This window comes from Curtobacterium sp. MCSS17_016 (assembly GCF_003234255.2).
In the GTDB taxonomy this organism is placed as follows: domain Bacteria; phylum Actinomycetota; class Actinomycetes; order Actinomycetales; family Microbacteriaceae; genus Curtobacterium; species Curtobacterium flaccumfaciens.
In genome coordinates, this window is sequence record NZ_CP126254.1 from 3,229,620 (window position 1) to 3,251,999 (window position 22,380).

Annotated in this window: 20 protein-coding genes; 9 read left to right on the top strand and 11 right to left on the bottom strand. The window is 67.6% G+C overall.

Annotated elements, in window-relative coordinates:
• Positions 1-20: 20 nt before the first annotated feature.
• On the top strand, positions 21-2,360 hold the full coding sequence (locus tag DEJ19_RS15270; protein ID WP_111232845.1) for an AAA family ATPase: 2,340 nt from the start codon (positions 21-23) through the stop codon (positions 2,358-2,360).
• A 215-nt stretch (positions 2,361-2,575) separates the two neighbouring features.
• Here the strand turns inward: DEJ19_RS15270 and DEJ19_RS15275 are convergent, their stop codons facing one another.
• The 6 genes from DEJ19_RS15275 to nrdH form a co-directional block, all read right to left on the bottom strand.
• Positions 2,576-2,860 carry a hypothetical protein gene (locus DEJ19_RS15275; protein WP_146250627.1) on the bottom strand — a complete coding sequence of 95 codons (285 nt, stop codon included), beginning with the start codon at positions 2,858-2,860 and terminating at the stop codon, positions 2,576-2,578.
• A gap of 176 nt (positions 2,861-3,036) precedes the next feature.
• Positions 3,037-4,785: an IS30 family transposase gene (locus DEJ19_RS15280; RefSeq protein ID WP_220035300.1), complete on the bottom strand. Its 1,749-nt coding sequence runs from the start codon at positions 4,783-4,785 to the stop codon at positions 3,037-3,039.
• 141 nt (positions 4,786-4,926) lie between these two features.
• Positions 4,927-5,901: a class 1b ribonucleoside-diphosphate reductase subunit beta gene (gene nrdF, locus DEJ19_RS15285; RefSeq protein WP_017886894.1), complete on the bottom strand. Its 975-nt coding sequence runs from the start codon at positions 5,899-5,901 to the stop codon at positions 4,927-4,929.
• Positions 5,902-5,991: 90 nt separating this feature from the next.
• The gene (gene nrdE / locus DEJ19_RS15290) at positions 5,992-8,097 is read right to left on the bottom strand and encodes a class 1b ribonucleoside-diphosphate reductase subunit alpha (protein ID WP_110864196.1); all 2,106 of its coding nucleotides are present in this window, start codon (positions 8,095-8,097) and stop codon (positions 5,992-5,994) included.
• A gap of 17 nt (positions 8,098-8,114) precedes the next feature.
• Positions 8,115-8,531 carry a class Ib ribonucleoside-diphosphate reductase assembly flavoprotein NrdI gene (nrdI, locus tag DEJ19_RS15295; RefSeq protein WP_027465945.1) on the bottom strand — a complete coding sequence of 139 codons (417 nt, stop codon included), beginning with the start codon at positions 8,529-8,531 and terminating at the stop codon, positions 8,115-8,117.
• Between the two features lie 111 nt (positions 8,532-8,642).
• Complete coding sequence (gene nrdH / locus DEJ19_RS15300) at positions 8,643-8,876, bottom strand: glutaredoxin-like protein NrdH (RefSeq protein ID WP_017886897.1); 234 nt, start codon at positions 8,874-8,876, stop codon at positions 8,643-8,645.
• 355 nt (positions 8,877-9,231) lie between these two features.
• On the opposite strand from nrdH, the gene DEJ19_RS15305 reads away from it, so the two are divergent.
• A complete protein-coding gene (locus DEJ19_RS15305; RefSeq protein ID WP_111232844.1) occupies positions 9,232-10,437 on the top strand; it encodes an MFS transporter in 1,206 nt (401 codons plus the stop codon).
• Positions 10,438-10,675: 238 nt separating this feature from the next.
• On the top strand, positions 10,676-11,494 hold the full coding sequence (locus tag DEJ19_RS15310) for an aldo/keto reductase (RefSeq protein WP_111232843.1): 819 nt from the start codon (positions 10,676-10,678) through the stop codon (positions 11,492-11,494).
• A 5-nt stretch (positions 11,495-11,499) separates the two neighbouring features.
• Here the strand turns inward: DEJ19_RS15310 and DEJ19_RS15315 are convergent, their stop codons facing one another.
• Positions 11,500-11,838, bottom strand: a complete 339-nt coding sequence (locus tag DEJ19_RS15315; RefSeq protein WP_111232842.1) for a hypothetical protein — start codon at positions 11,836-11,838, stop codon at positions 11,500-11,502.
• A gap of 118 nt (positions 11,839-11,956) precedes the next feature.
• Here DEJ19_RS15315 and DEJ19_RS15320 point away from each other — a divergent pair, with 118 nt between their 5' ends.
• From DEJ19_RS15320 to DEJ19_RS15335, 4 genes are all read left to right on the top strand, one after another.
• Positions 11,957-12,787, top strand: a complete 831-nt coding sequence (locus tag DEJ19_RS15320; RefSeq protein ID WP_146250626.1) for a hypothetical protein — start codon at positions 11,957-11,959, stop codon at positions 12,785-12,787.
• 94 nt (positions 12,788-12,881) lie between these two features.
• Positions 12,882-13,403, top strand: a complete 522-nt coding sequence (locus DEJ19_RS15325; RefSeq protein ID WP_111232840.1) for a ribonuclease H family protein — start codon at positions 12,882-12,884, stop codon at positions 13,401-13,403.
• 58 nt (positions 13,404-13,461) lie between these two features.
• Positions 13,462-13,662 carry a type II toxin-antitoxin system VapB family antitoxin gene (locus tag DEJ19_RS15330; RefSeq protein ID WP_111232839.1) on the top strand — a complete coding sequence of 67 codons (201 nt, stop codon included), beginning with the start codon at positions 13,462-13,464 and terminating at the stop codon, positions 13,660-13,662.
• Positions 13,662-14,066 carry a PIN domain-containing protein gene (locus DEJ19_RS15335; protein WP_027465940.1) on the top strand — a complete coding sequence of 135 codons (405 nt, stop codon included), beginning with the start codon at positions 13,662-13,664 and terminating at the stop codon, positions 14,064-14,066. The genes DEJ19_RS15330 and DEJ19_RS15335 overlap by 1 nt, the downstream gene beginning before the upstream one ends.
• A gap of 7 nt (positions 14,067-14,073) precedes the next feature.
• On the opposite strand, the gene DEJ19_RS15340 is transcribed toward DEJ19_RS15335, so the two are convergent.
• Positions 14,074-14,325: a DUF6458 family protein gene (locus tag DEJ19_RS15340; protein ID WP_111232838.1), complete on the bottom strand. Its 252-nt coding sequence runs from the start codon at positions 14,323-14,325 to the stop codon at positions 14,074-14,076.
• Positions 14,326-14,389: 64 nt separating this feature from the next.
• Positions 14,390-16,960: a DEAD/DEAH box helicase gene (locus tag DEJ19_RS15345; RefSeq protein WP_111232837.1), complete on the bottom strand. Its 2,571-nt coding sequence runs from the start codon at positions 16,958-16,960 to the stop codon at positions 14,390-14,392.
• A 122-nt stretch (positions 16,961-17,082) separates the two neighbouring features.
• Between DEJ19_RS15345 and DEJ19_RS15350 the strand changes: the two genes are divergently transcribed.
• Complete coding sequence (locus DEJ19_RS15350) at positions 17,083-18,096, top strand: LLM class flavin-dependent oxidoreductase (protein ID WP_111232836.1); 1,014 nt, start codon at positions 17,083-17,085, stop codon at positions 18,094-18,096.
• Positions 18,097-18,607: 511 nt separating this feature from the next.
• Here DEJ19_RS15350 and DEJ19_RS15355 read toward each other — a convergent pair.
• Positions 18,608-21,088, bottom strand: a complete 2,481-nt coding sequence (locus DEJ19_RS15355) for a beta-glucosidase H (protein WP_111232835.1) — start codon at positions 21,086-21,088, stop codon at positions 18,608-18,610.
• A 176-nt stretch (positions 21,089-21,264) separates the two neighbouring features.
• Here DEJ19_RS15355 and DEJ19_RS15360 point away from each other — a divergent pair, with 176 nt between their 5' ends.
• Positions 21,265-21,855, top strand: a complete 591-nt coding sequence (locus tag DEJ19_RS15360; RefSeq protein ID WP_110864205.1) for a TetR/AcrR family transcriptional regulator — start codon at positions 21,265-21,267, stop codon at positions 21,853-21,855.
• Between the two features lie 48 nt (positions 21,856-21,903).
• Here DEJ19_RS15360 and DEJ19_RS15365 read toward each other — a convergent pair whose 3' ends face one another.
• Positions 21,904-22,221: a hypothetical protein gene (locus DEJ19_RS15365; RefSeq protein WP_146237681.1), complete on the bottom strand. Its 318-nt coding sequence runs from the start codon at positions 22,219-22,221 to the stop codon at positions 21,904-21,906.
• Positions 22,222-22,380 lie beyond the last annotated feature (159 nt).

The window sequence follows — 22,380 nt, forward strand, 5'->3', positions numbered from 1 at the left end:
ACACGGCAAAGAAGCGGGACATGTTCAAGCAGTTCAGACACATCGGCGACTATCAGATTTACCGGAACTGGTCGGGCAGCAGAGGTGCCGCACCGTTCGAGCAGGTGAACCTCATCTTCGGGACGAACGGCTCCGGGAAGTCCACGTTGGCGCAGCTCCTGCAGGACTGCGTCGATGGGGTGCTTCCCGCCGCGACCGACATCAGGTTCGAATGGCAAGCCGACGGGCTACCACTCGAATACATTGTCGACGACCGACACGACGCTTGGCGCCGCGTGCACGTGTTCAACAAGAGCTACGTCAGTAGAAGCCTCCGCTTCGAAGGGCCCGACGGACCATCTCCCGACGCGCTGCTGACGCTCGGCGAAGCAAACGTGAACGCACAAGCCGAGCTCGAAGAGAAGCGGGCGCGCTCAAAGGACCTCACGTCATCGCGAGCAGATCTCCGGAACCGGATCGTACAGACGAGAAAGCACCGAGACGACAAGATGCGCAGCGCCGCGCAGGACGTCGTCAACCGACTCTCGGGCACCGATAGGCGCTACCGCGCGTCGAACGTGTACAACATCACTCAAGTCCGAGCGTTGCTGGAACACGCGTCAACGCTCGCAGGCGCGTCGACAGACGCTCGTGCCGACCAGATGGTCGTGGACTCGGCTCCGTTGGCCGCGATCGAACGTCCGAATCGCCCGAACCTCGCGGCGCAGGCCGACATGACCGCGATCGTCGAGCTGCTCGACGAAAGAGTCACCGCGACTGCAATTGACGCTCTCACCGAACATGGCGATCGGGCGGAGTGGGTCCAAACCGGGCTGGAGCTACACGACGGCCTCGCGAGATGCCTCTTCTGTGACGGCGAGCTTGGCCCGGAGCGCCGAGACGCCCTCGAGGCGCACTTCGATTCGGCGGTCGAGGATCTACAACGACGAATCGACCTCGCGATACGTCGGCTCGCCACGTCGGTCGCGGATGCCGCTCAGTACGCGCTCGCCCTTCCGCGCAGGCAAGAACTCTACGAAGATGCCGCCGAAGCGTTCGACCTAGCAAGAGATGACTACCACAGTGACCTGGCGACGTACCAAGACGCTGTGCAGAACCTCGACGAGCTCCTCCGTGCGAAGCGCTCAAATCCTTTCGGCACCCCGTTCCTGCCGAAAGACCTCTGTCTTGAGCCACCAACGACAGAGCACATCGAAGCCGCTCTAGGCGTCCACGGGAGCCGAAGTCGTTCCCACTCGGAGAACGTTCGCGGAGCTGCGCGGCGGCTCGAGCTACACATCGTCGCCGGCGTCGCTGACGAGGTCCACATCGCCGCGTCCGAAATCGAGGCAGCAGAGCTCGAACTCGCTCAACTTGATCAAGAGCAACGCGAGACCGATGGCCGCATCGTCGCACTGACGGACCTCGAGGCGGACCCGACTCCACTCGCCGCCGAACTTACGGCGTCGATCGCCCGTCTCCTCGGTCGCGACGAGCTTCTGTTCGCGCCTGGTCCGGACCGGCGGACGTACCGCCTCGAACGTGCCGGGGCGCCTGCAACCGCGCTCAGCGAAGGCGAACGGACCTGCATCGCACTGATTCACTTCCTCGCCCGCCTGCGCAGCAGCGAAGTCGTCGATACCCTCCCGATCGTGGTCGTCGACGATCCGGTGTCGAGTCTCGATCACAACGTGATGTTTGGCGTCTCCTCCCATCTATGGGCAGAACTTGTCTCTCGGCCGGCGATCGCGCAGACCTTCGTCCTGACCCACAGCTTCGAGATGTTCCGGCAGTGGCTAATCCAGCTGGACAGCGCCGGCCGATTCGCTCCACGCAGCTCGGTGCACGAACTCCATATCCGAAACCGCGAAGTTGACGGAGAACCGCGCCGGGTCCCGACCTTCGTCAAATGGCCGCACAAGGACAATCGGAAGGCCAAGACGCTCCGGTCGCAATACCACTACCTCTTCGGTCACGTTGGACAGGCGGTATCCGACGCTGCAAATGGCGGTGGCCTCATGGCGCAGCTTGACGCACTCGCACTCGCCCCGAATTCGGCCCGACGAATGCTCGAGGCGTTCCTCGCGTTCCGCTACCCGGCGAAGGTTGGAAGCTTCGACGGTGCGTTGCGCGAGGCGCTCGCGAACATCGAGGACGGGCCTGTCCGCACCCGAGTCCTCAGATACCTACATTCGTATTCCCACAACGAGGACGCCGACATTAGTCGGCCGCTTGAACCAGGGGAAGCGATCGCCGTCCTCCAAGCCGTGTTTGCGCTGATGCAAACGCTAGATCCGCAGCACTACGCCGCGATGTGCGAGGTTCTTGGGCTCGATGCCAGCGTACTCTGCGGGATCGCGACCCCCAGCTTCGCAGCGTAGCGCGCGTTCTTCGGGAGGGGCCTAGCTCCGGGCGGGATGACTGTCTCGCCCAGCGTCGTGTTGCCGGTGATCGGGCCATTGATCACCGCGACGTTCTCGTACCGGTGCTGGCAATCGTGGACGAGGCGCTCGACCTCTGTCTTACCATCGCCTCCGCTGGCCAAAGCGTCGAGCCGCGTCGGCGAATGCAATGGATCAGCATGATTCGAGTGGCGCTAAACGAGAACATCCCAGATGCTTGCTGAAGCTCCGCAGATCAGGCCGCCCCCGATGAGCAGAAGATCGACGAGTCTGGCTTTGCGGTCCTCTGTCAGAAGTTCAGCTGACCACGATGCAACAAAGGCATCGAAGTCCCCAAAGGTCGCTTCTACGGAACCGCGCCGATCGACTTCAGCTTGTCGTTCGATGGACGCGGCGCGTGCCGCTCGATAGAGACGAACCAGGCCCGCGACGGGCAAACTCGCGGAGGCTGAGAAGAGGACGATGAGGGCAACAGTCACATCGCGACGCTACCGGCTCATTCCATCGTCCGAAATCGGGTCCTCAGCGGGGACGGCCTCCCGCGGCTTGCACATGACGACGTTCGCGTCTCACATAGCCCATCCGAAACGAATCTCGATGAGCGACCGGCGGATTCTGATGGTCGACGCAACAGATGGTCAATTTGGGGCTGGTTTCAGGGTAGCTGGAGGGCAGTGATGCGGCGCTTCTCGGCGTTGAATCGTTGGGTTGGAGTGTCGTAGTCGAGGCGCTTTCGCGGGCGGTTGTTGAAATCGTTCATCACCGCGGTGACGTGGCTGCTGCTGTGGAGGGCAAGGTTCGTGCCCTTGGGGAAGTACTGCCGGAGGAGCCCGTTGAAGTTCTCGTTCGCGCCGCGCTGCCAGGGGCTGGAACGGTCGGCGAAGAACACGGGGACACCGGTCGTGGCAGTGAGTTGTTCGTGGGCAGCCATCTCGACGCCCTGATCCCAGGTCAGCGACCGTTTCAGGTGCTTGGGGATCGCAGCGAACGCTTCCGTGATCGCGGCGTTGACGCTGCGCGCAGTGTGATCGTTCGGGAGGTTCACGACGATGCCGTAGTGGGTGGTGCGTTCACGGAGGGTGGCCATCGCGGACACGGAGCCGACACCGACGATGAGGTCGCCTTCCCAGTGGCCGGCGGTCTGCTTGTCGGCTGCTTCCGCGGGGCGCTCGGTGATGCTGGCCATGTTCCGGATCCGGGATCCTCGACCGATGGGGTTGTTCCACCTGGTGCGTCGGACTCGACGTCCGGTGCGGAGTTTGCCCGTGTAGCGCTTGTGCAGGCCGGCATCGTCCCGGAGGAGCAGGGCTCGATAGATGGTCTCGTGGCAGATGCGCCTTGCCGCGTCGGTGGGGTAGGTCTTTCGTAGCCAGCCGCTGATCTCTTCCGGTGACCAGAACCGGTTCAGCTTCCGCTGCACCAGCCGTCGAAGCGCGGCATCGGCGACGAGGCGGTGCGGTTTCGGACGGGCGCGTTGGCGCCTGGCGTCATCGTCAGCAAGATGCGGCAAGTAGTCCCCGCTTCCTGTCCGGTGCCGACGGAGCTCGCGACTGATCGTTGACGGGTGCCGGCCCAGACGGACGCTGATCTGGCGAATCGAGAGCCCCAGTCGGTGGAGGTCGGCGATCTGGAGTCGTTCCCGCAGCGCCAGGTAACGTCCCGACGACGCCGGCTCGATAGGGCTCGCTGGCGGGACGCGGTAGCCGGCTCGTTGGCGAATCAGGGTGCCGGAGCGTCGAGACATGCCAAGCAGTCTGCAGGCGTCGGTGTTGCTCATGCCCTGCCGCATCAGCTTCCAGTACTCGTCCTCAACGCCAACGGCTTTTCGCCCTCCCCGCGTCGTCGTCAGTGACAGCTCAGCAACGCGCGCCGAAGCAGCCAACGCCTTGCGCAGCGCCGCCGTGGCGGCGCTCTGGTCGCTGCGGAGTCTGCTCCGCCGTTCCCGCTCGAGCAGGTCAGCGCGCTTCCCGCTCAACCGAAGCGTGACGGCGGCAGATGCGACGGAGCTTCCTTCCCGGAGCTCGTCGAATCGACGTCGTAGAAGCCGGTAGCCGGTCGCGCGGCCCAGCCCGGCTCCGGCCGCGGCAGCATCGACGGATGCGCCTGCGTTGAACGCCGACCAGAACCGGTCCTCGACACTCAGCTCGACGCGCAGATGGTGCCGTCCGTCGAGGTTCAGGCGCGCTTCCCAGGACGCTGCACGGCTGCTCGTCACCCCGACCGTTTCCAGCGCCGCCGCGGGATCATGACCGGAACGGCGCAGCTGCAGATACCGCTCGCGCAGGAACCGGTACCCGGTCTCCTTGCCGATGCCAGCGATTCGGGCGGAAGGTTTGAGACCTCGCCCCTCCGCAATCAGCGCGAGGAACCGGACAGCTTGCGGTGATGACAGAGACAGGTACACGCGGAACACCTCCGAGGAAGGTGTTGCGTCGACCAAGTGAATCCGGGGACCGCTATCCGGCCGCACCGGCGACGGTGCCCGTCAACTGAGAACGCCCCGCCGGCCGAAGCCAGCGGGGCGTTCCCACGAGTCAGACCAGGATCAGAAGTCCCAGTCCTCGTCCTCAGTGTTCACGGCCTTGCCGATGACGTACGACGAGCCGGACCCCGAGAAGAAGTCGTGGTTCTCGTCCGCGTTCGGCGACAGGGCGGAGAGGATGGCCGGGTTCACGTCGGTGATGTTCTTCGGGAACATCGGCTCGTAGCCCAGGTTCATCAGCGCCTTGTTGGCGTTGTAGTGCAGGAACTTCTTGACGTCCTCGGTCAGACCGACCTCGTCGTAGAGGTCCTGCGTGTACTGCACCTCGTTCTCGTACATCTCGAACAGCAGCGAGAACGTGTAGTCCTTGAGCTCGTCGCGCTCGGCCTGCGTGAGGGTCTCGAGGCCCTTCTGGTACTTGTAGCCGATGTAGTACCCGTGGACGGCTTCGTCGCGGATGATCAGGCGGATCAGGTCAGCAGTGTTCGTGAGCTTGGCGCGCGACGACCAGTGCATCGGCAGGTAGAAGCCCGAGTAGAACAGGAACGACTCGAGCAGCGTCGAGGCGACCTTGCGCTTCAGCGGGTTGTCGCCCTGGTAGTAGTCCATCACGATGGACGCCTTCTTCTGCAGGTTCGGGTTCTCCTCGGACCAGCGGAAGGCTTCATCGATCTCACGCGTCGACGCGAGGGTCGAGAAGATCGACGAGTAGGACTTGGCGTGCACCGACTCCATGAACGCGATGTTCGTGTAGACGGCTTCCTCGTGCGGGGTGATCGCGTCGGGGATGAGCGACACGGCGCCGACGGTGCCCTGGATGGTGTCGAGCAGGGTGAGACCGGTGAACACACGCATGGTCAGGGTCTGCTCGGCCGGCGTCAGCGTGTTCCACGACTGCACGTCGTTCGACAGCGGCACCTTCTCGGGCAGCCAGAAGTTGTTGACGAGACGGTTCCAGACCTCGACGTCCTTGTCGTCCTGGATGCGGTTCCAGTTGATGGCCTGGACCCGATCAATGAGCTTCAGCTTCTCGACCAACGTGTGTTCCTTACAGAGATGGTGACTAAGTGACGGACTGGAGGCGCGGTGCGGGTTGGCACCGCGCCTCCAGGGAGCAGAGCGGCAGCTCTACAGCATGCAGCTGACGCAGCCCTCGACCTCCGTGCCCTCCAGCGCGAGCTGGCGGAGACGGATGTAGTAGATCGTCTTGATGCCCTTGCGCCATGCGTAGATCTGCGCCTTGTTGATGTCACGCGTGGTGGCGGTGTCCTTGAAGAACAGCGTCAGGGACAGGCCCTGGTCCACGTGCTGCGTCGCCGCGGCGTACGTGTCGATGATCTTCTCGGCACCGATCTCGTACGCGTCCTGGTAGTAGTCCAGGTTGTCGTTCGTCATGAAGGGCGCCGGGTAGTAGACGCGGCCGAGCTTGCCTTCCTTGCGGATCTCGATCTTCGACGCGATCGGGTGGATCGACGACGTCGAGTGGTTGATGTACGAGATCGAACCGGTCGGCGGGACGGCCTGCAGGTTCTGGTTGTAGATGCCGTGCTCCTGGACGGACGCCTTCAGCGCCTTCCAGTCGTCCTGCGTCGGGATCGTGATGTTCGCATTGTCGAACAGCGAGGCAACACGAGCGGTCGCGGGGGTCCACGTCTGGTCGGTGTACTTGTCGAAGAACTCACCCGACGCGTACTTGGAGTCGCGGAAGCCGTCGAAGGTCTCACCGGTCTCGATCGCGATCTTATTCGACGCACGCAGGGCGTGGAACAGCACCGTGTAGAAGTAGATGTTCGTGAAGTCGATGCCCTCTTCGGAGCCGTAGTAGACGCGCTCACGAGCGAGGTAGCCGTGCAGGTTCATCTGGCCGAGGCCGATGGCGTGCGACTTGTCGTTGCCGTCCTCGACGGAACGCACCGAGGTGATGTGCGACATCTGCGAGACCGAGGTCAGGCCGCGGATGGCGGTCTCGATGGTCTTGCCGAAGTCCGGCGAGTCCATCGTCAGCGCGATGTTCAGCGAGCCGAGGTTGCAGGAGATGTCCTTGCCGATCTCCTTGTAGGACAGGTCCTCGTTGAAGGTCGTCGGGGTGTTGACCTGCAGGATCTCCGAGCACAGGTTGGACATGTTGATCCGGCCCTTGATCGGGTTGGCCTTGTTCACCGTGTCCTCGAACACGATGTACGGGTAGCCCGACTCGAACTGGATCTCGGCGATGGTCGTGAAGAAGTCACGCGCCTTGATCTTCGTCTTCTTGATGCGCGAGTCGTCGACCATCGCGCGGTAGTTCTCGGAGATCGGGACGTCGCCGAAGGGGACGCCGTAGACCTTCTCGACGTCGTACGGCGAGAACAGGTACATGTCCTCGTTGTTCTTCGCGAGCTCGAACGTGATGTCCGGCACGACGACGCCGAGCGACAGCGTCTTGATGCGGATCTTCTCGTCGGCGTTCTCGCGCTTGGTGTCGAGGAACTTCATGATGTCCGGGTGGTGGGCGCTGAGGTAGACCGCGCCGGCACCCTGACGCGCACCGAGCTGGTTCGCGTAGGAGAAGGAGTCTTCCAGCAGCTTCATCACGGGGATGATGCCCGAGGACTGGTTCTCGATCTGCTTGATCGGGGCGCCGGCCTCGCGGATGTTGGAGAGGAGCAGGGCCACGCCGCCGCCGCGCTTCGAGAGCTGCAGCGAGGAGTTGATGCCGCGCGAGATCGACTCCATGTTGTCCTCGATGCGGAGCAGGAAGCAGGAGACAAGCTCGCCGCGCTGTGCCTTCGCAGTGTTGAGGAACGTGGGGGTCGCGGGCTGGAAGCGGCCGGCGACGATCTCTTCGACCAGGTCGATGGCGAGCTGCTCGTTGCCCTGGGCCAGGCCGAGGGCGGTCATGACGACGCGGTCCTCGAAGCGCTCGAGGTAGCGCTTGCCGTCGAACGTCTTGAGCGTGTAGCTCGTGTAGTACTTGAACGCGCCGAGGAACGTCTGGAACCGGAACTTCTTCGAGTACGCCAGGTCGTTGAGTCGCTGGATGAAGTCCAGCGAGTACATGTCGATCGTGGCTTTTTCGTAGTACTCGTTCTCGACCAGGTAGTCGAGCCGCTCCTTCAGGTTGTGGAAGAAGACGGTGTTCTGGTTGACGTGCTGCAGGAAGAACTGCTTGGCGGCCTCACGATCCTTGTCGAACTGGATGTTCCCGTCCGCGTCGTAGAGGTTGAGCATCGCGTTGAGGGAGTGGTAGTCCATCCCCGTCTGCGGCGACGTCAGATCGACGTCTGCAACTGCTGCGTCCAAAATGCATCCAATCCTGAGTTGACCGCCGACACGTCGTCAGGGGTCCCGAAGAGTTCGAATCTGTAGAGAAGGGGGACGTTGCACTTCTGCGCGATGACGTCCCCTGCGAGGCCGTACGCCTCGCCGAAGTTCGTGTTGCCACCCACCACCACGCCGCGGATGAGCGAGCGGTTGTGGGCGTCGTTGAGGAACTTGATGACCTGCTTGGGGACTGCACCCTCGCCGTTGCCGCCACCGTAGGTGGGCAGGACCAGGACGTAGGGCTCGTCGACGTGCAGGAACGGTTCGCTCGGGTAGAGCGGGATCCGGTCCGCGTCGCGGCCGAGCTTCTCGACGAAGCGCGCGGTGTACCCGGACACGCTCGAGAAGTAGACCAATCGGCTCATGGTGCGCTCCTCGTGGAAAGGTGCGGACAGGCGGACCGGACGGGCCAGGAGAGGCGAGTCGCGCCTCCCGAGATGCCCTGCCTGCGGGCCCCTTCGGGGCCCGCAGAACGACTACGCCAGTTCGGCGCTGAGGGTTGCGATCTTGTCGGGGCGGAAGCCCGACCAGTGGTCGTCGTCCGTGACGACGACGGGGGCCTGCATGTAGCCCAGGCTCTTGACGTGCTCGAGCGCTGCTTCGTCCGTGGAGACGTCGTGCACTTCGTACTCGATGCCCTTGTTGTCGAGGGCCCGGTACGTCGCGGTGCACTGGACGCAGGACGGCTTGGTGTAGACGGTGACGGCCATGTTCTCCCCTGGTTCCTACTGGTTTCTGCTGTGCTGTGGAGGTGGTGCTGATGTCTGTCCGCAGTCGTGTCCGGGAGGGGCCGCTGCGATGCCTCCACACTACATCTAGTGGCTAGCCGCAGCACCGACCACTAGAGGAAGTGTTACAGCCGTGTAGTTCTCCACAACGTCCTCCACAGTCTGTGGATTCCCGGGAGGCCCGAGTTTCCGCCAGTCTGCGCCCGACCACCGACACTTCCCCACACCGGTGGACAGTCCCGATCCACAGATGTGGAATCAACGCGTCGGCGTGTCGCGAACCGCCCCTCCCCAGGACGGGGGACACCCCCGTCCGGCCGGTCCGTACACTCGTCTCGTGAGTACGTACGGGCCCCTCCTGAAGACCCCTGGCGTGGGTCGTGTCATCGCCGCACAGCTCACCGCGCGGTTCCCGTTCGGCATGCTGTCGCTGGCCTACCTGCTGCACGTCGAGCACGTGTTCGACTCCTACGGCGCGGCCGGTCTGGTGCTCGCGACGACGAGCATCGGGCAGGCGCTGGCCGGCCCCCTGACGAGCCGGTGGATGGGCAGCTGGGGCATGCGCCCCGTCCTCATCCTGACGAGCATCGTCGCGCTGGTCAGCATGGTGGTCATCGCGTTCGTGGTCATGCCGCTCTGGGGCTACGTGGTGGTCGGGTTCCTCGGCGGCCTGGCGGTCCCGCCCGTGCAGCCGGCGGTGCGCACCATCTACCCGAAGATGGTGACGTCGGCGCAGCTCACACCCCTCTTCTCCCTCGACGCCAGCGCGCAGGAGCTCATCTGGGTCGCCGGCCCGGTCATCACCACCTTCGTCGCCACCCAGGTCGGCACGGTCGAGGCGATCGTCGTCGCGATGGTCTTCCTGGTCGTCGGCGGCGCGTGGTTCATCGCCTCCCCCGAGCTCGGCCGCGTCCGCATCCCCCGTTCGAAGCGCGCCTTCGGTGTCGTGCTGAAGCGCCCCGCGGTCGTCGTCGCCACCCTGACCGGTCTGCTGCTGATCGGAGCGTGCGCCGCGGTCGAGGCGAGCGTCACCAGCGTCTTCGGCGAGGGCAGCCCGAACGCCGGCATCGTCCTCGCGGTGTTCGCGGTCGGTTCGCTCGCCGGCGGCCTGGCGTTCGGCCACCGCCCCATCTCCCGCAACACCCTGTGGACGCGCATGGCCGTCGTCTTCGTCGGCCTCACCCTGGCCCTCGGCGGCACGGGCTTCTGGTGGCTCTGCCTGGCCCTGGTCATCGCGGGTGTGGGCATCGCGCCGGCCCTCGCGGTGATGTTCGGTTCGGTCTCCGCCACCGTCAAGTTCTCCGACACGGCCGAGGCCTACGGCTGGATGGGCACCGGCCAGCTGATCGGTGCCGCCGGCGGTTCGGCGATCGCCGGCTTCCTGATCGACGGCAGCGGCCCCGTCGGCGGCTTCACCGTCGGCGCCGTGATGGCCGGCCTGGGCGTGCTGCTCCCCCTGGCGATGCGCAGCTGGCTGCCCGACCTGCGCGGCCGCGACGCCAGCCCCCTCCCCGACACCGAGCCGGTGCACCTGCCGACTTGAGCGGGCGGCGTGGGCGCGCGGCGGCGGGTGTCGGCGGGCGCGCGGCGGCGGCGGGCAGTTTCGGGCGTACCTGGTCGAATCGGGCGTACCTGGTCGGAAGTTCTGACCAGGTACGCCCGTTTCCACTCGCCATCGCGGCCGGTACGGGAAGGAACGTGCGCCCGGCGTACGGGTCGCGTTCTCCACTGATGGCCTGGAGGCCCGGCGCGCGCCCGCCAGGCACCGGCAGGATGGGTGCATGGTCACCTCAGTTCCCCTGCGCGACGGCCGCTCGATCCCCGCGATCGGCTTCGGCGTCTACAAGGTCGACGACACCCAGGCAGAGACGGCGGTCCGCCTCGCGCTGGACGCCGGCTACCGGCACGTCGACACCGCCGAGATGTACGGCAACGAGACCGGCGTCGGCAAGGCGATCCGGGCCTCCGGGCTGGACCGTGACGACGTCTTCGTGACGACCAAGGTGTGGAACGACCACCAGGGGCGCGACGCGACCCTGGCTGCGTTCGACGGCAGCCTCGAGCGGCTGGGGCTCGACGCCGTCGACCTCTACCTGATCCACTGGCCGGCCGCCGCCAACGACCGCTACGTCGAGACCTGGCGCGCTCTGGTGGAACTGCGTGAGTCAGGGCGGGCACGGAGCATCGGTGTCTCGAACTTCCAGGTGCCGCACCTGCAGCGGCTCATCGACGAGACCGGCGAGGTGCCGGCGCTGAACCAGGTCGAACGGCACCCGTGGCTGCCGCAGCGCGAACTCATCGCGTTCCACGAGCAGCACGACATCGTGACCGGGGCGTGGTCGCCGCTCGGTCGTGGGCGCCTGATCGACGAGCCGGTGCTGACCGGCATCGCGGATGCGCACGGCGTGAGCGTGGCGCAGGTGCTCGTGCGGTGGAACGTGCAGCAGGGCGTGGTGGTGCTGCCGAAGTCGGTCACGCCGTCACGGATCCAGTCGAACCTCGACGTCGACGGCTTCGTGCTGACCAACGACGAGCTCGCGGCGATCGCGACGCTCGAGTCCGGGCAGCGGACGGGCTCCCACCCGGACTCGGTGTCGTAGCCGAGCTAGCCTCGGCGGTCCTCCTCGGACTGCCACGGCAGGTGCAGGTCGCCCGGTTCGGGCTCGACGTCGCCGGCGTCGTCCGCGCCACCCGTCCCGGGGGCCGCGATGACCTTGGACGGGTCGATGCCGTCCTCACGCAGGTCGGCGTCGTCGCGCTGCTTCGTTTGGGACGCGTCCATCTCGCGCTCGCTCGACGGGCTGTACGACGTGTCCGCTGCTCGCTGCTCGCGTCCGCTGACCCCGTCGACGTCGTCGCTGTGCGCGGCGTCGCGGAGCGCGTCGTTCCGTGCTCGGTCGTCGGACGGCTCGGGGCCGGGGGAGTTCGGGATGCTGTCGCTCATGGTGTTTCCTCCTGCAGCGGACGGTAGTCCTCGGCCCCGTGTAACGAGTCTGGCTCGGTCCGCTCCCCGCACTCGATGACGTCCCTGGCCCCCGCTACGCTGCCGACGAGGGGGAACGATGGGACGAACACGGACCGCGACGACCACAGTGATCGGCTCGGCGCTGGTGGGGCTGCTGCTCGCCGGGTGCACGGCGTCCGGCGGCGACGACGCGATCCCGGTGCCGACGCGACAGGCATCACTCGACGGAACGAGCCGGAGCCCGGGAGCCGACCCGACTTCCGCCGCACAACAGGTCAGCACGCCGCAGGTCCTGGCGCCCGGCACGGTCGCCGCCGAGACCGATGTCGTCTCGGCGAGCGGCGACACCCGGATCCACGTGCGGGTCGTCGCGAACGAGACCGGCACCTTCGACGCCGAGTTGTCCGGCTACCGCACGACGAACCCGCAGTGGATGAGCTTGGAGTTCCGCGGGGGTGACGCTGACGGTGCCGGCGACGCCAGCGGACACCGTGCCGGGGTCGTCATCTGGGACCCCGAGACCGGCGCCCCGGACTCGGTCGGACTGTCCGAGGCTGGGTCCACTCCGGACTTCCTGCACAGCGTGGCGCTCGTGCCGGCACCGTCTGATGACGGGGACGATTCCGGACGCACCGGCATCGGCTCCGTGCTCGCAGTCGCTCCGTTGCACTGGACGATCCCCGACCCGTACCCGCACCTGCAGGTCGACGTGGGCGCAGCGCGGCCCGGGGCGAACGGTTGGGTGCACGAACGTCACGGTGTGCCGGTGTCGTACCAGGTGTCGAGCGACGACGCGCAGGTGACGGTCGCCGAACGCTTGGGCATCACCGTCGCGCAACTCCGCTGGCTGAACCCGTCGCTGCAGACCGGCGCGGGCGACCAGCTCATCACGGACACCGATCTCAACCTCGATCCCGCAGCGCGCTGATCCGGTCGCCGCCCCGCCGCGCGGAGCCCGTCCGTACGGTCGGTTACGGTTGACCAGCACTCGCGAGCACTCGGCACCACCAGGAGGTCCCATCGTGACGATCGTCGCCGCCGCAGACGGCTCAGCCCTCGGCAACCCCGGCCCTGCCGGGTGGGCCTGGTACGTCGACGACGACCGGTGGGCGGCCGGCGGCTGGCCCCGCGCGACGAACAACATCGGCGAGCTCACCGCCGTGCTGCAGCTGCTCCGCGCCACGAAGGACACCGGCGAGCCGCTGCACATCCTGTGCGACAGCCAGTACGCCATCAAGGCCTGCACCGAGTGGCTCGCCGGCTGGAAGCGCAAGGGCTGGCGGAAGGCCGACGGCAACCCGGTGCTCAACGTCGAGATCATCAAGGAACTCGACGCGGAACTGCAGGGCCGCAAGGTCACGTTCGAGTGGGTCCGCGGCCACGTCGGTCACGAGATGAACGAGGCCGCCGATGTGCGTGCCCGCGGTGCTGCCACCGCGTTCCAGAACGGCACCGACGTGCCGCACGGTCCGGGTTGGCCCGGCGCCGAGGTCCCCGAGCCGTCCGCGCTGCCCGACGCGACCCCGCCCGCGACCCTCTTCTGACCCTTCCGCCAGCAGCCCGCCCGGTTATATACTCCTCTGTATAACGGAGGTGATCGGTATGGCAGTGACGACGATCGATCTTGATCCACGCGTGCTCGATGATGCGAAGCAGCTGACCGGCGCGCGCTCCAACCGCGAGGTCGTGCAGAGAGCACTCGAAACCCTCATCGCGGTGCGGCGACAGCCCGCCGCCGTCGAACGCATCATCGCGCGGGACTTCAGCGCCGACCCTTCCGCGGCTGACGAGCTCCATCCCTGATGGCGACGTACATCGTCGACAACTCCGTCTGGTGGAAGGCGCACCGTTCCGCGGGGATCGCACGACGCCTTCGCGAGATCGCGACGCAAGACTTGATCATGACCTGCCCGCCGCAGGTCCTCGAGTACTGCCATTCAGCACGCACCGGGCCCGACCACCAGGGACACCGCGATGACATGGACGCCTTCCTCGAAGCATCAGAACACCCGGACGTCCAGGATGTGACGAGCATCCAGAACGCTCTCTGGAACAACGGCCACGTCCGCGGAGCCGGACCGATCGACGTCCACATCGCTGCTTACGCCGTGCGGAACGGGGCAACCGTCCTCAGCTCGGATCGCGACTACGACCACATCGCCGACGCGGTCGCCGATTTCCGGCACGAGTACCTGCCGGAGCACTGACCGCGGGTCAGTAGGTCCCGTCGCGCCGATCCTGCTGCGTGATCTGCTCCCCCGACGCCGGGTCGACGCCCGAGCGCGTGGTGGTCGTGGTGCGGCGACCGCCGAAGGCCACGGCGAGGCTGATGATGAGCAGCACGACACCGGCTGCCATCAGGATGTAGCCGATCAGGCGGAGGTCGATACCGGCGAGCTGGATGTTCAGCGCGAAGGCGACGATCGCGCCGATGACGATCAGGGCGATGCTGGATCCGATGCGCATGACGCAGTCCTCTCGGGTGGGGGTGGTGCCGGAGACGGTACACGTCCGACAACCCCAGCGCCGATCAGTCGACGTCGACCTCGGCCCACCCGTCGAACCGCCCGATCTCGGTGACCCGCACGACGGCCTCGCCGACCTCGTCCGAGGCGTCCAGGTCGATCGTCGCCGAGAACCCGAAGTCCTTGTCGCCCTCGGGGTCGGCGAAGATCTGCCGCGCCTTCCAGACCCGGGGTGATGCGGTGGCGCCGCTCTCGTCGAGCACCAGGTACTGCATGGAGCGCGCGTCGGCATCGGTGCCGATGCTGTCGTGTTCCTCGTAGTACTCCTCGAGCACGTTGTCCCACGCGGCTCGGTCGAAGCCCGCGGTCGCGTCGAGTTCCCCGAGCCCGTCGATGTCGTCGGCCGCGGCGAGCAGCACCCGCTGGAACAGGGCGTTGCGCACGAGCACCCGGAACCCCCGCGGGTTGCCGGTGAGTCGTGCGGGCTGCGGCGGCGCGATCTCCTCGTGCTCCTCGGAAGCCAGCAGGACGTCACCGTTGAGCAGCGCCTCCCACTCGTCGACGAGCGAGGAGTCGGTCTGCCGCACGACCTCGCCCAGCCACTCGATCAGGTCGTCGAGCTCCTGGGTCCGCTGTTCCTCGGCGATGGTCTGCCGCATGGTCCGGTACGCATCGGACAGGTAGCGGAGCACGAGCCCCTCGGAGCGGGTCAGCTGGTAGAAGCGCACGAAGTCACCGAAGGTCATCGCGCGTTCGTACATGTCACGGACGACGGCCTTCGGGGACAGCTGGAAGTCGAGCACCCAGGGCTGTTCGGCGGCGTACGCCTCGTACGCGGCCTCCAACAGTTCGGACAGCGGGCGAGGCCAGGTGACCTCCTCGAGCAGCTCCATCCGCTCCTCGTACTCGATCCCCTCCTGCTTCATGCGGGCGACGGCCTCGCCGCGCTCCTTGAACTGCTGCTGCGACAGGATCGCCCGCGGGTCGTCAAGGGTGGCCTCGACAACCGAGACCATGTCCAGTGCATAAGTGGGAGAAGAAGGGTCGAGCAACTCGAACGCGGCGAGCGCGAACGGTGACAGCGGCTGGTTGAGCGCGAAGTTCGGCGCGATGTCGACGGTCAAGCGGTAGGCACCGTCGACCTTCTCGATCACCCGCGCGTTGATGAGGGTCCGGGCGATGACGAGTGCCCGTCGAGCCATGGCGAGCTGCCGGGAGCGCGGTTCGTGGTTGTCGTAGACCAGCGACCGGACGTCCGCGAAGGCATCGCCACCACGGGCGACGACCGACAGCACCATCGCGTGCGTGATCCGCATGCGCGACACCATCGGCTCCGGCTCGGCGGCGATCAGCCGCTCGAACGACGCCTGGCCCCAGGACACGAAGCCCTCGGGCGCCTTCTTCCGCTTGATCTTGTTCTTCTTCTTCGGGTCGTCGCCGGCCTTGGCGACGGCGCGGGCGTTCTCGATGTCGTGCTCGGGTGCCTCGGCGACGACGTCACCCTCGGTGTCGTAGCCGGCACGTCCGGCCCGGCCGGCGATCTGGTGGAACTCCCGCGCGGACAGCTGGCGCATCTTCGTGCCGTCGAACTTCGTCAGCCCGGTGAACAGCACGGACCGGATCGGCACGTTGATCCCGACGCCCAGGGTGTCGGTGCCGCAGATGACGGGCAGCAGGCCGCGCTGGGCGAGCTGCTCGACGAGTCGTCGGTACTTCGGCAGCATGCCGGCGTGGTGCACGCCGATGCCGGCCCGGATCAGGCGCGACAGGGTCTGTCCGAACCCGGCGCTGAACCGGAAGCCGGCGATGGCGTCGGCGATCTGGTCGCGGCGTTCGCGCGAGGCGACCTTCGCCGACATCAGCGACTGCGCCCGTTCGAGTGCAGCCGCCTGGGCGAAGTGCACGATGTAGATCGGCGCCTTGCCCTCCTCGAGGAGCCGTTCCACCGTCTCCTGCACGGGCGTCATCACGTACTGGTACTCGAGCGGCACGGGTCGCGAGACACCGGTCACGCGGGCGGTGGGCCGGCCGGTCCGGCGGGACAGGTCGTCGGCGATCGTTGTGACGTCGCCGAGGGTCGCCGACATGAGCAGGAACTGCGCACGCTCGAGCACGAGCAGCGGCACCTGCCACGCCCAGCCGCGGTCGGGGTCGCCGTAGAAGTGGAACTCGTCCATCACGACGACGTCGACGTCGGCGTCCGGTCCCTGTCGCAGCGCCAGGTTCGCCAGGATCTCGGCGGTGCAGCAGACGATCGGGGCGTCCGCGTTGACGCTCGAGTCGCCGGTGACCATGCCGACGTTCTGTGCACCGAACAGCTCGACGAGCTGGAAGAACTTCTCGGACACCAGCGCCTTGATCGGTGCCGTGTAGTAGCTCCGCTTTCCCTCGGCGAGCGCGGCGAAGTGCGCGCCGGCCGCGACGAGCGACTTCCCGGTGCCGGTCGGCGTGCTCAGCACGACGTTCGCGCCGGACACGAGCTCGATGACCGCTTCGTCCTGCGCCGGGTACAGCGGTCGGCCGCCCACCGCGGCCCAGGCCGCGAAGGCCTCGTAGACCTCGTCGGGGTCGACGACGCCGTCCACCGCCGCCGGGATCGCGGCGACGAGCGGGGGCAGGGCGGTGACGTCGGTCATGCGCCCATCCTCCCAGGTGCGGCCATGACGGACTGGAGGCGCGGTGCCAGCCCGCCACGGGCCTCCCGTCCGCCCCGTCGCCGACTCAGGCGCATTTCGATACGTGCGCATAGACTCGCGACATGCGCGAACTCGGCTTCCTCTCCTTCGTCCCGAACCACGGCGGCACCGACGGCGCCGCCCGCGCCCTGGAGGACGGCCTGCGCCTGTTCGAGACCGCCGAGTCGCTCGGCTACGGGACGGGCTGGGTGCGCGGACGGCACTTCGAGCCGTACCTGACGAGCCCGATGACCTTCTTCGCGGCCGCCGCGCAGCGCACGAGCACCATCGCGTTCGGCACCGCCGTGCTCGGCATGCGCTACGAGGACCCGGTGCGCCTGGCCGAGGATGCCAGCACGGTCGACCTGCTCAGCGGTGGCCGGGTGCAGCTCGGCATCAGCACGGGCATCGCCGGGTACGGCCCGATCCTCGACCCGGTGTTCGGCACGGTCGACCGCAGCTTCCGCGACGAGGCCGAGGCCCGCGCCGCACGGCTGCTCGAGGTGCTGCAGGGCGAGCCCCTCGGCAGTGCCGGCAAGGGCTACGAGAGCATCCCCGCCGGGGCCGACCTGACCCTGCAGCCGCTCAGCCCGGGTCTGCGCGACCGCGTGTGGTGGGGCGGCGGCAGCATGGGCACGGCGGTCCGCACGGCCGAGAAGGGCCTCCTGTTGCACTGCTCGACCCTGAACACCGAGGACACCGGCGCGCCGTTCGCCCAGGCGCAGGCCGACCAGATCGCCGCCTACCGTGAGCGGTTCGCCGAGCTGCACCCGCAGCGCGAGTCCAAGGTCGCCGTGGGCCGGATCGTGGTGCCGCTCCTCGACGACCACGACCGCGAGGTGCACGAGGAGTTCCTGACCGGGTACGCCTCCGGGATGGACGACGAGGGTCGACCGCTCTCGGGCACCCCGCCGTTCCGCTTCAGCAAGGTCGTGTCCGGCGAACCGGCGGCCATCGTCGACAGCCTGCTCGCCGACCCGGCGGTCACCGCCACCGACGAGCTGGTCATCACCCTGCCGGCGAACGGCGACCGTGCGGCGCACGAGCGGATCCTGCGCATCGTGGCCGAGGAGATCGCCCCGGCGCTGCGGGCCTGAGGGCCGGTGCCGCGAGCCTGAGGGCGGACGCCGCGGGCCCGACCACCTGCGGTCCCGCCGCCGCACCGCCACCGAGAGTCAAGGGCATCCGGCGGGGCTCTGATCGAGTTGGTGAGGCCCGAGAGCCCGGCCGGATGACCATCTCGTCCCTGATCCGCACGAGATGGTGCACCCATCGTTCCACCTACCGAGCGGTTTGTCACACCGTTCCGCGCACCTGGGACGTATGAAGTTGACCAAGTGTCACTCGTTTTTCCGAACCGGGACGAAGTGCGGCAACCGGTTCACCGGTGCGCATCCAGGCCGGAACGACGAATGCGTCCCCGCGCGGACGCGGGGACGCATTCTGGGACGCACCGGGGAGGCCAGGGCAACAACGGCCGGATCAGGAGACCGAGTCGCTCACCCAGCGACCCCGTAGTCGGTGCGTGCGCGGACGGTAACCAGCCGACTCGCGCAGAACGATGTTACTGAACGGAGTCGGGAGCTGCGCGGAAACCGGACGACTTCGTCACTCCAGTTCGAGGGACGCGGTTCCGGCGTCGTCGACGACCGAGGCGCCGACGTGCAGCGTGAAGGTCCCCGACTCGTACTGCCACGAGCCGTCCCAGTGGGCGAAGGCACGCGCCGGGACCTCGATCGAGACCTCCGTCGAGGCGCCCGCGGCGAGCCGGACGGGGGCGAACCCGACCAGCCAGCGCACCGGGCGGTCGACCGCCGACTCCGCACGGGACGCGTAGACCTGCACGACGTGCTTGCCGGCACGGTCGCCCGTGTTCACGACGGTCGCCGTGACGATGACGGCGTCGCCCTCGCGCACGGTCGGGGTCGCGGAGACGCCCTCGATCGACCAGGTGGTGTAGCCGAGGCCGTGCCCGAACGGGTACGCCGGCTCCGTGCCGGCCCGCAGCCAGGCCCGGTAGCCGACGTGGACACCCTCGTCGTAGGCGACCTTCCCGTCGACCGGGGTGACGTCGAGCACGGGGACGTCGGCCATCGCGACGGGCCACGTGGTGGGCAGGCGGCCGCCGGGCTCCTGCGCCCCCGTCAGCACGTCGGCCAGGGCGTTGCCGTACTCCTGCCCACCGAACCAGGTCAGCAGCACCGCGGCGACGTCATTCCGCCAGGGCATATCGACCGGCGACCCGGCGTTCACGACGACGACCGTGTTCGGGTTCGCCGCGGCGACCGCGCGCACCAGGTCGTCCTGGTGGCCGGGCAGTGCCAGCGAGGACCGGTCGTAGCCCTCGGACTCGACCTTGGAGTTCGTGCCGACCACGACGACGGCGACGTCCGCACCACGGGCGGCGTCCACCGCGGCCTCGATGAGCACGGCGGGGTCGTCGTCCGACGGCTCGGTGCCGAACTGGTACGCCAGCACCCCGCCGAGCGTCTCGTCCTGCACGATGTCGTACTCGATGCGGATCGCGACCTGCTGTCCCGCCGTCACCTCGACCGGCACCGACCGCGCCGGCGGGTTGAGGAATGCGGCACCGAGCTGGTCACCCTCGAACGGCACGTCCTCGTCGAGCAGCAGCTCGCCGTCGATCCACATGCGGGACCGTCCGGCCGCGCCGATGCCGAACCGCACGGTCCCGGTCGACTCGGCCGTGTAGGTGGTGGTGATGTCGAGCCGGTCGGCTTCGCGGGTCGGGGCGTCGCCGCCGAACCAGAACAGTGCCGTCGCGCGGCGGTCCTCGACGAACAGCTCCTCGCCGTCCTTGACGAAGGCGACCCGGGCGCCGGGTTCCCCGGTGCCGGGGTTCGTGATGGCGGACAGCGGGAACTCCGCGATGCCCTCCTGCACGACGGCGCCGATCGCGTAGTCCACGCTCGCGCCGGGGAACGCCGAACGGATGCCGTCCAGCGGTGACACGACCTGCGACGGCACGACCGTGGCCGAGCCGCCGCCCTGCGTGCGGGCCTGGTCGGCGTTGTGCCCGATCACCGCGATGCGCGACACGGCGCGGGCGTCGAGCGGCAGGACACCGGTGTTGCGCACCAGGACCGTGCCCTCGGCCTCGGCCTCGCGGACGAACGCGATGCCGTCCTCGACGTGCACGGGCGACGCGGCGACGGGCTCGAAGCCCTCGAGCGCGCCGACGCGGGCAGCCACGGTCAGGATCCGGCGGACCTTGCGGTCGACCGCCGCCATCGGCACCTCGCCGGACTGCACGGCGGCGAGCAGCGGGCCCTCGCTCCACCACGGGTTCGGCCCGGGCATCGCGACGTCCTGCGAAGCCTTCGCCGAGTCCACCGAACGCACCCCGGTCCAGTCGGACACGACGATGCCGTCGAAGCCCCACTCCGAGTTGAGCGGGGTCTCGAGCAGGTCGTTCTCCGACGCCGTCACACCGTTGATCGCGTTGTACGACGACATGATCGCCCAGGCGTGCGCCTCGGTCACGGCCTTCTCGAACGCCAGCAGGTACAGCTCGCGCAGCGCGCGGTCCGACACCTCGGTCGACGCGGTGAAGCGGTCGGTCTCGTAGTCGTTCGCGATGTAGTGCTTCGGGGTGGCGGCGACACCGTTCTCCTGCACGCCGTCGACGTACGACGCGGCCAGGTCACCGGTGAGCACCGGGTCCTCGCTGAACGCCTCGAAGTGCCGGCCACCGAGCGGGGACCGGTGCAGGTTGATGGTCGGGCCGAGCACGACGTCGACGCCCTTGCGGCGGGCCTCCACCGCGGCGGCGGCGCCGTAGCGCTTCGCGATCGCGCGGTCCCACGAGGCACTCAGCGCGGTCGCCGACGGCAGGTTCAGGGACGGGTCGCGCTCGTCCCACACCTCGCCGCGCACGCCCGACGGTCCGTCCGACATCAGGATCCGGCGCAGCCCGATCTTCTCGATGGGCCAGGTGGTCCAGAAGTCACGTCCGGTGAGCAGCTGCACCTTCTCGTCGGTGGTCAGCTGGCCGAGGAGCGCATCGATGCGCTCGGTCAGCGGCGTCGACGGACTGGAGGCTGTGCTCGCGTCGTTCACGGTGGTCACGGTGGTCGGTCCTCTCGTTCAGGGCCGCGGGGCGCCGCCTGGACAGCCGGGGCCTCGTCGCCCACACCCACCATCCACAGGGTTCGCCGCCCGCGCTGGCAGCTCCTGCACCGTACCACCCAAAACCAACCGTTGCTTGGTTTTCTCGGGTCTCCTGCGGGCGGTACAGTCTGGCCATGGCACGACGGGGTTCGTACGCAAAGGGCATCGCGAAGCGCGAGGAGATCCTCACGGTCGCGCTGGACCTCGTGGCGTCGCAGGGCTTCCGGCGGACGAGCATCAAGGACATCGCCGACGCCGTGGAGCTGACCCAGGCCGGCCTGCTGCACTACTTCGACTCCAAGGACGAGCTCTGGGTGGAGATCCTCCGCCGCCGTGACGAGCTCGACCTCGCGCACGACTGGCAGGCCGCGGACCCGGCAGCCCTGCTCGCGGCGATCGTGCGGCACAACGCCGAGGTCCCGGGCCTGGTGCAGATGTTCGTCAACCTGTCCGCCGCCGCTGCCACCGACGCCGAGCACCCGGCGCACGAGTACTTCCGCGAGCGCTACGAACGCAGCCGCCGCGTGCTGTCCGCCGACTTCCGGACCATGCAGCAGGACGGCCGGCTGCGCACCGACATCGACCCCGACGAGCTCACCAGCGTCCTGCTCGCGGTGTCCGACGGCATGCAGATCCAGTGGCTCTTCGACCCCACTCGCGACATGGCCGAGCACGTCGAGCTCGTCGCCCGCCTCGCGATCGCCCAGGTCGCCCCCACCGCCTGACGGGAGGCGCACCGCACGTCCGCGCCGAGCCTCCCGCCGGCCAAGTGGTCAGGGCAAGCGCACGGCAGCGAGTTCGTCCGCCGCGGTGCTCCACGCGCGGACCTGCGTCTTCGAGAGGGGCTCCTCCGGAGACATCGACCAATCTGAGATGTTCCGGCCCCGCATCTCCCGCGCGAGGTGGTCACGCACCGCTCGCTTCGAATCCGTCGACAAGGCCGCTCCGTAGTGCTCCGCACCAGGAACGTCGGCCAGTTCGGTCAGGTACGCCTGGCAGAACCAATCCGCTGCTTCGGCCCGCAGGTACGGGCTCTCGAGCGTGGCGTACCAGCGGCGGAAGAACTCGTCGTACGGGCCAGAGTCCTGCATGAACCCACCAGAAGCAAAGAGGAGTTCACGGACCCGCTGAGGGGTGAGCCCGCGGGCGGCTCGGACGGCATCACCGATCCTTCCACCGTCGACGAGGTGCGCTATCTCGCTCATTTCATTGCTCATGAGGTCTGCGATCGTTCCATGGTCGAACACTGG